Source organism: uncultured Meiothermus sp. (assembly GCF_937863175.1).
Taxonomy (GTDB): domain Bacteria; phylum Deinococcota; class Deinococci; order Deinococcales; family Thermaceae; genus Meiothermus.
The window spans coordinates 1-7,114 of the sequence record NZ_CALMCQ010000454.1 but is presented as its reverse complement, the minus strand read 5'-3'; the positions used below and the strand labels follow the sequence as shown (position 1 = coordinate 7,114).

Here is a 7,114-nt window from a genome sequence, read left to right as displayed (position 1 = left end):
AAACCGCCCCGCTCGAGGTGGCCCAGATCTACGCGGAGATCAAGCAGACCTTGCAGATTCCGTTTATCCCCAATGGGATCAAGGTGGCGGCGACCTCGCCGCTGGTTTTGAAAGCTTACTGGGCCCTGTACCGCGACTTCTCTCAACAGACCAGTCTTCCGCAGTCGCTGGTAGCTATGATCCTCTACACGATCGCCGAGCGCAACCACTGCCAGTATTGCAGCGCCACCAACGAACTCACCTGCCGTACCCTGGGGGTAGACGAGGAAACCCTGCGGGCACTGGTAGACGACCTCGAGCATGTCTCGCCCGAACGCCTCCAGGCCATCATCGAGTTCGCGGTCAAAGCCGCCAGAGATCCCAAAAACCTGAGTGCCGAGGACTTCGACAGGGTGCGCAGACACGGCCTGAGCGATGCCGAGCTGGTCGAGATCGTCTTCTTGGCCGCTATCGGCAATTTCAATGACACCCTGGCGGATGCCCTCAAGTTTCCCGTGGAGAGCGCAGTGGCCCAGGCACTGGGGTGGAGATAGGTATGGCCGCCAAAAATGATATCCGCCCGATCCAGGCTACCCGCTACGGCCTGCTCTCCGAGGTGGTACTGCTGATCGCCCAAACCCCCGACTTGCGGCAGCTCCTCCGGCAGTTCGTGGGCAAGGTCAAGTGGGTGCTGGACTTCGAGCGCTGCACCCTGGCCCTGGTCAGCGGTGACGGTCAGACCTACCAACTGCAAACCCTGCTGGAAAAGCGCGACAGTGTGCCCCGTGTGACTGCCGAGGCGGTTCCGGTGGGTCAGGGGTTGATGGGCGTAGTGATCCAGAGCCGTCAGATGCGGCTGATTACCGACGTGGCAGCCACGGCCAGCGAGTTCGCCCTCCACGCCGATGCCGCGCTGTGGGACGGCTCCATCGCTACTATCCTTTCAGTTCCCCTCGAGGCCTTCGGCAAGGTGCTGGGCGCACTGACTTTTGCCACCGCCAAACCCAGTGGCTACGCCCGCGAGGACATCAAGGTGGCGGTTTCGATTGCCACCCATCTGGCCATCGCCATTGACCGGGCCTGGCAGACCAGCGAACTGCAAAAAGCCAACAGCGAACTCACCCGTCTGGCCTCCTTTCCCATCTTGAACCCCACCCCCATCATCGAGGTGGACACCCTCGGAAAGGTGCATTTTTTGAATCCGGCGGCGCAAAAAATCTTCCCGTGGTGCTGGGATGATGGCTTTAATTCGCCGCCATTGTGGGGTTTGCTCGAGTTGATGCAGGAGTCGCTGGAAGAGGGCAAAGATTTTCATGTGCGCGAAGTACAGGCCGCTGGGCGGTGGTACCGTCAACTTTCCCACACGGTTCCGGGCTCGGATCGCATCCGCACCTACCACACCGACATCACCGAGCGCAAAGAGGCCGAGGAGCGGCTCAAAACCCAAAATCAACTGCTGGCTGCGCTACAAGAGACCACCAGCGGACTCATTGGTCGTCTGGATTTGCAGGAGTTGCTCCAGACCATCGTGGTTCGGGCGGGGCAACTGCTGGGCACCGAACATGGCTTTGTGGCGCTGCTGGAGATGGGGTCAGAGGAGGAATTCCTCGAGGAAAAGGTGGGAACCGGGGTCTTTGCGCGCACCATCGGGCTGCGCTTCACCAAAGGCGAGGGGGTATCGGGGCAAGTCTGGGAGAGCGGAAACCCGATTGTGGTCAACGATTTTAGCCATTGGGATCACCGCGCGGCGGGTTTTGACTACAGCCAGCTCGAGGCTTCGGCGGTGGTTCCCTTAAAGTCGGGGGAGCAGGTGGTGGGGACTTTGGGCCTGGCCTATGGCAAAGGTTCGGAAAAGCGCTTTACCGAGGAAGACGTAGCCCTGCAAACCCGCTTTGCCGAGCTGGCTTCGCTGGCCCTGGACAATGCCCGCCTCTTTGCCCGCCGTCAGGAAGAAGCCCGGCGGCTTTCGATCCTCAACGAGATGGGTCGGCGAATGGGCCTGGCAACCGAGCGGGCCGAAATCGTGCGGATTGTCACCGAGCATATCACTCAGATTCTGCCCGAATCTACCCCACGGGTGGCCTTTTTGTCAGAAGACGGGGAGGGCCTCGAGGTGCTGGGCTTTAGTGAGCAAGACGGGATTTTTCAAGTAGATTTTGCGCCAGGGCTCGACGGAACCCAGATTGGACGGACGGTGAAAGAAAAGCGCCTGATTCGCCAGGATTTGCCCGACCACGCCAGCGAGGACTCCATCTTCCTTAGCCGGGCCGGGTTCCGCACCGTGATGCACGCCCCCCTGGTGCTGGGCGAGCGGGCCATCGGCACCCTCAGCCTGGCCAGTAAAAAACCCAACGCCTACGGCCCACACGACGAAGGGCTGCTGTTGCAGGCCGCAGCGTTTTTGGCGGCCACCCTCGAGAACGCCCGCCTTTTCGACGAAGCCAAAGCCGCCCGTGCGGCTGCCGTGGCCGCCAGCGAAGCCAAGAGCGCTTTTTTGGCCAACATGAGCCACGAGATTCGTACCCCCATGAATGCCATCATCGGGATGACCAGCCTGTTGCGCGACACCAGGCTCGACGCCGAACAAAGCGATTTTGTGGAAACCGTGCGGGGCAGCGGCGAGGCTCTGCTGAACATCATCAACGACATCCTGGACTTCTCCAAGATTGAGGCCGATAAGCTCGACCTCGAGCACCAACCCTTCGATTTGCGGGCCTGTGTGGAAAGCGCCCTCGACCTGCTCGCCAACAACGCCTCTCAAAAAGGTCTGGATCTGGCCTACAGCATTGACCCCAAAACCCCCGAAGCCATCGTGGGGGACGTGACCCGGCTGCGCCAGATTCTGGTCAACCTGCTTTCGAATGCGGTCAAGTTTACCCAGAAGGGCGAGGTGGTGTTGTCGGTATCCGGCCAGATGCAGGGGGAAAGCTGGATATTGCACTTTGCAGTGCGCGACAGCGGGATGGGGATACCGCCGGATCGCATGGATCGGCTGTTCCAATCCTTTAGCCAGGTGGATGCCTCGACCACACGGCGTTTTGGCGGCACCGGCCTTGGACTCGCGATCAGCAAACGCCTCGCCGAGATGATGGGCGGTGGGATGTGGGTCGAAAGCCTGGTGGGCGTGGGCTCGACCTTCCACTTCACCCTTCGGGCTGCCGCCGCACCTGCACCTAGGCGGGCTTACCTCGAGGAAATCCAGCCCGCCCTGCAAGACAAACGGGTCTTGATTGTGGATGACAACGCCACCAACCGCAAGATTCTGGAAAAACAACTGGGCGCCTGGCACATGCAGACCGAGGTGACCGCTTCACCGCTGGAGGCCCTCGAGTGGCTGCGACAGGGCAAGGCGTTTGACGTGGCGATTCTCGACATGCAGATGCCGGAGATGGACGGCCTGAGCCTGGCCTCGGCCATCCGTGATTTGCCCAATGCCAGTGCCAAGCTTCCCCTGATTATGCTGACCTCGCTGGGGCGGCGCGAGGTCAAAGAAGACCCCCCGTTGTTCGCGGCCTTCCTGACCAAGCCGCTCAAACCCTCCTCGCTCTTTGATGCGTTGATTGGGCTATTTACGGGGCAAAGTACTCGAGTACTTCCGAGCGATCCGGCTCCAAAACTCGACGAACAGATGGGCCAGCAATTCCCCTTGCGCATCCTGCTGGCCGAAGACAACGCCACCAATCAAAAACTTGCCCTGCGCCTGCTGGCCCGGCTGGGCTACCAGGCCGATGTGGTGGGCAACGGCCTCGAGGCCCTGCAAGCCGTGCAACGTCAGCCCTACGACGTGGTACTGATGGACGTACAGATGCCCGAGCTGGATGGCCTCGAGGCCACCCGCCGCCTCCGACGGGAACTGCCCCAATCCCTTCAGCCCCAAATTATCGCCATGACCGCCAACGCCATGCAGGGCGACCGCGAGATGTGCCTGGCTGCGGGCATGGACGATTATGTGAGCAAGCCGATCCGGGTGGAGGAACTGGTGCGGGCGCTGGGAAGCGTTGGGGCAGGGGGGCGGGGAAACAGCAGGGCAAGGGGGAACGGGGGGAACCAGCCACCAGCCTCCCTTGATACCAATGCACTCAAAAACCTGCAAGAGGTGCTGGGTGGAGAGTTTGGGTTTTTAGCGGAATTGGTGGACTCGTTTTTGGAGGATGCACCCGGGCTGTTGGCGGAGATGCAGCGGTTTCTCGCGGCTGGGGACGCGGTGGGAGTGCGGCGGGTAGCACATAGTTTGAAGTCCAATGGGGCGGATTTTGGAGCCGGGGAGTTTTCAGCTTTGTGCAAGGAGCTCGAGCATCTGACCAAAGGGGGTTCACTCGAGGGGGCCGCCGAACTGGTGGGGCAGATTCGGGCCGAGTACCCACGGGTCGAGGCAGCGCTCAGGGGCCTGCGGGCGCGGGGACGGGTGGAGGGCTAGGGTGGCCGAGCGCGGCAAGATTCTGGTGGTGGACGACAACCGCGTCAACCGCCTGACTTTATCCAGAAGCCTCGAGGCCGAGGGACACCAGGTGGCGTTGGCGGAGGAGGGGCAACAAGCCCTCGATTTGCTGTACCAGGAGCCCTTCGAGGTGGTACTGCTGGACATCCTGATGCCAGGACTGGACGGGTATCAGACCCTGGGGCGCATTAAGGCGGATCCCGAATTGTGCGATATCCCGGTGATCGTGATTTCGGCGCTCGACGAGCTGGACAGCGCGGTGCGCTGCATCGAGATGGGAGCCGAGGATTATCTGAGCAAACCCTTCAACCCGGTGCTGCTGCGGGCGCGGCTGGGCGCCAGCTTGCAGCGCAAGAAGCTGCGCGACCTCGAGAAGGCTTTTCTTCAGCAGGAGTTCGCGCTGCGCCAGAACGAGAAGCTGGCCACCCTGGGCCGCCTGAGCGCGGGTATGGCCCACGAACTGAACAACCCCGCTGCTGCTGCCCAGCGCGGGGCCGCCCAGATGCAGATCGCTTTCGCGCGGTTGCAGGAGACCCTGGTGGGGCTGGGCCATCAAGGATTGAGCGGGCCGCAGTGGGAATCTTTGGGCGATCTCGACCGGCAGGCTCGAGCCAAAGTCCAGCAACCCCTCCGCCTCGAGCCCCTCGAGACCTCTGACCGCACGGTGGAGCTCGAGGATTGGCTCGAGGATCACCAGATCGAAAACGCCTGGGAGGTCGCGCCCAATCTGGTCAACCTCGGGTATCGTCGAGGTGATCTTGAAAGCCTGTCTGCACCGTTTACCCAGTCGCAACTCCCAGCCCTGATGGAGTGGCTGAACTGCACGTATGTTGTTTACAACCTGCTTGAGGAGATCGGTACCGGCAGCCGGCACATCAGCGAAATCGTCAAGGCCCTCAAAACCTACAGCTACCTCGACCAGGCACCGCTGCAGAGCGTGAACCTGCACGAAGGGCTGGACAGCACCTTAGTCATGCTGCATAGCAGGCTCAAGCAGGGAGTCACGGTGCACCGTCAGTACGACCCCAACCTGCCTACCATCCAGGCCTACGGTAGTGAACTCAACCAGGTCTGGACGAACCTGATTGAAAACGCCATAGATGCCATGAACGGCCAGGGCTCCATCACCCTGCGCACCCGCCACGATGGGCAGTGGGTCATTGTGGAGGTCGAGGACGATGGGCCGGGTATTTCTGCCGAGGTTCAGTCCAGGGTCTTCGACCCCTTCTTCACCACCAAGCCCCCCGGAAAGGGAATCGGGATGGGACTCAATATCAGCCATAATACCGTGGTGCAAAAACACCAGGGTCGCCTCGAGGTCTTCTCCCAACCCGGCCAGACCCGCTTCGAGGTACGGCTGCCACTCCACCTGGTTCCCGCCGGGACAGCTTGATGAGTATCGGAGGTTTCCGTGGATGCAGGCATCGTCTTCCGTTACGGGCACCAGACCGTGCTCAAGGCCATTGGTGGCATGCCTCTCGAGGCCAGGGAGAGACTGCCGGGGTGGTGGGAATCTGGAGCCTCAAGGACGTGGTGGCCCATCTGGCCTCCTTCGAGGAGGTGCTGGCTGAAATCCTGGCCTCGCTGCGCGATGCTTCCACCAGCACGCCCACCCTCGAGCAGTTCATCCATAACCCCGACTTCAATAACACCCAGGTGGCCCAGCGCGAGCACAAAACTCCCGCCGGGATCCTGGCCCAGTACCAGGACTGGCACCGCCAGGGGCTTGAGCAGATCGCCCAATTACCAGAAGCCAAACTAAAGGAGCGGGGCCTGCTGCCCTGGTATGGGGCCGAGTACGATCTCGAGGATTTTCTGGTCTACAGCTACTACGGCCATAAGCGCGAACACTCAGCCCAGATCGCCCTCTACAAAAAGCGGCTGGCCCAGGCATAGCCATGTTGGAAAGCTTCCTGCGACAAGGACTGGGTCTGAGCATCAGCTACAACATCGTCAGGCAGCAAGGTGGCACCCTCAGCGTCAGCTCCCAGCCGGGGTGCGCTGTATTTAGGGTGCACCTACCACTCATTCCCCTATCCGGGTAAAGCCTGATCTGTAGCGGGTTGCGGCCCCCGGCTCACGCTCGGATCGAGCGCCGAAACTGCCACAGCAACAGCGCGATCAAGGTCAGGGAGTACAGCGCTGCGACCAGCGCGTAGGCCCAATACGCCTCCCCCTCCGCCGCCTGCACGAAGACCTTCATGCCCCAGTAGTGTGGGATCAGGCCCGCCCACAACTGCACAGGCATCGGCACCAAGAAAGCCACGATGGGCAGCAGCATCACCAGATTGACAAACTTCAGGACGTTGAGCCCCGCCACCTTGTTGCCCGCGAAGGCCGCCAGGAACAGCGCGTTGATGGGGCCGGTGAGCGCAGCCAGGAAGCAGACCAAAAGAAGCTCAGCCAACCCGATCTGCACCAGGTTGGTTAAGGGAAAGGTCAGCAGCGTGACCGCCATGCCCAGCACTGTCGGGAGCGCGGCGCGGTAGAGCAGGAAGTGGCTCAGCGGCAGCGGCGAGACCAGCAGGGCCAGGAGGGTGCGCTCGTCCTTCTCGTCCAAGAGCAGGAAGCCCACCATAATGCTCACCAGGGTGGGCACCAGGAAGAGAAGCAGGCTGGCGATGAGCGGGTAGTAGGGCTGTAGATTGTAGTGCGCCCCTATTTTGAGACCACCAATGGTTCAATCTTAGTCACCTC

The 7,114-nt window shown here is 61.4% G+C and carries 5 protein-coding genes; 4 read left to right on the top strand and 1 reads right to left on the bottom strand.

Translation table 11 applies throughout. The features are described from left to right. The 4 genes from Q0288_RS17055 to Q0288_RS17040 all read left to right on the top strand — a co-directional run. Positions 1-533: hypothetical protein (locus tag Q0288_RS17055; RefSeq protein ID WP_299433298.1), on the top strand; the 533-nt coding region annotated here is incomplete at its 5' end. A gap of 2 nt (positions 534-535) precedes the next feature. Then, the gene (locus tag Q0288_RS17050; protein ID WP_299433295.1) at positions 536-4,396 is read left to right on the top strand and encodes a GAF domain-containing protein; all 3,861 of its coding nucleotides are present in this window, start codon (positions 536-538) and stop codon (positions 4,394-4,396) included. 1 nt (position 4,397) lies between these two features. Then, positions 4,398-5,810: a response regulator gene (locus Q0288_RS17045; RefSeq protein WP_299433292.1), complete on the top strand. Its 1,413-nt coding sequence runs from the start codon at positions 4,398-4,400 to the stop codon at positions 5,808-5,810. A gap of 110 nt (positions 5,811-5,920) precedes the next feature. Further along, complete coding sequence (locus tag Q0288_RS17040) at positions 5,921-6,313, top strand: DinB family protein (RefSeq protein WP_299433289.1); 393 nt, start codon at positions 5,921-5,923, stop codon at positions 6,311-6,313. Between the two features lie 181 nt (positions 6,314-6,494). Here the strand turns inward: Q0288_RS17040 and Q0288_RS17035 are convergent, their stop codons facing one another. Beyond that, positions 6,495-7,016, bottom strand: coding sequence for a hypothetical protein (locus tag Q0288_RS17035; RefSeq protein ID WP_299433286.1), 522 nt, complete (start codon positions 7,014-7,016; stop codon positions 6,495-6,497). Positions 7,017-7,114 lie beyond the last annotated feature (98 nt).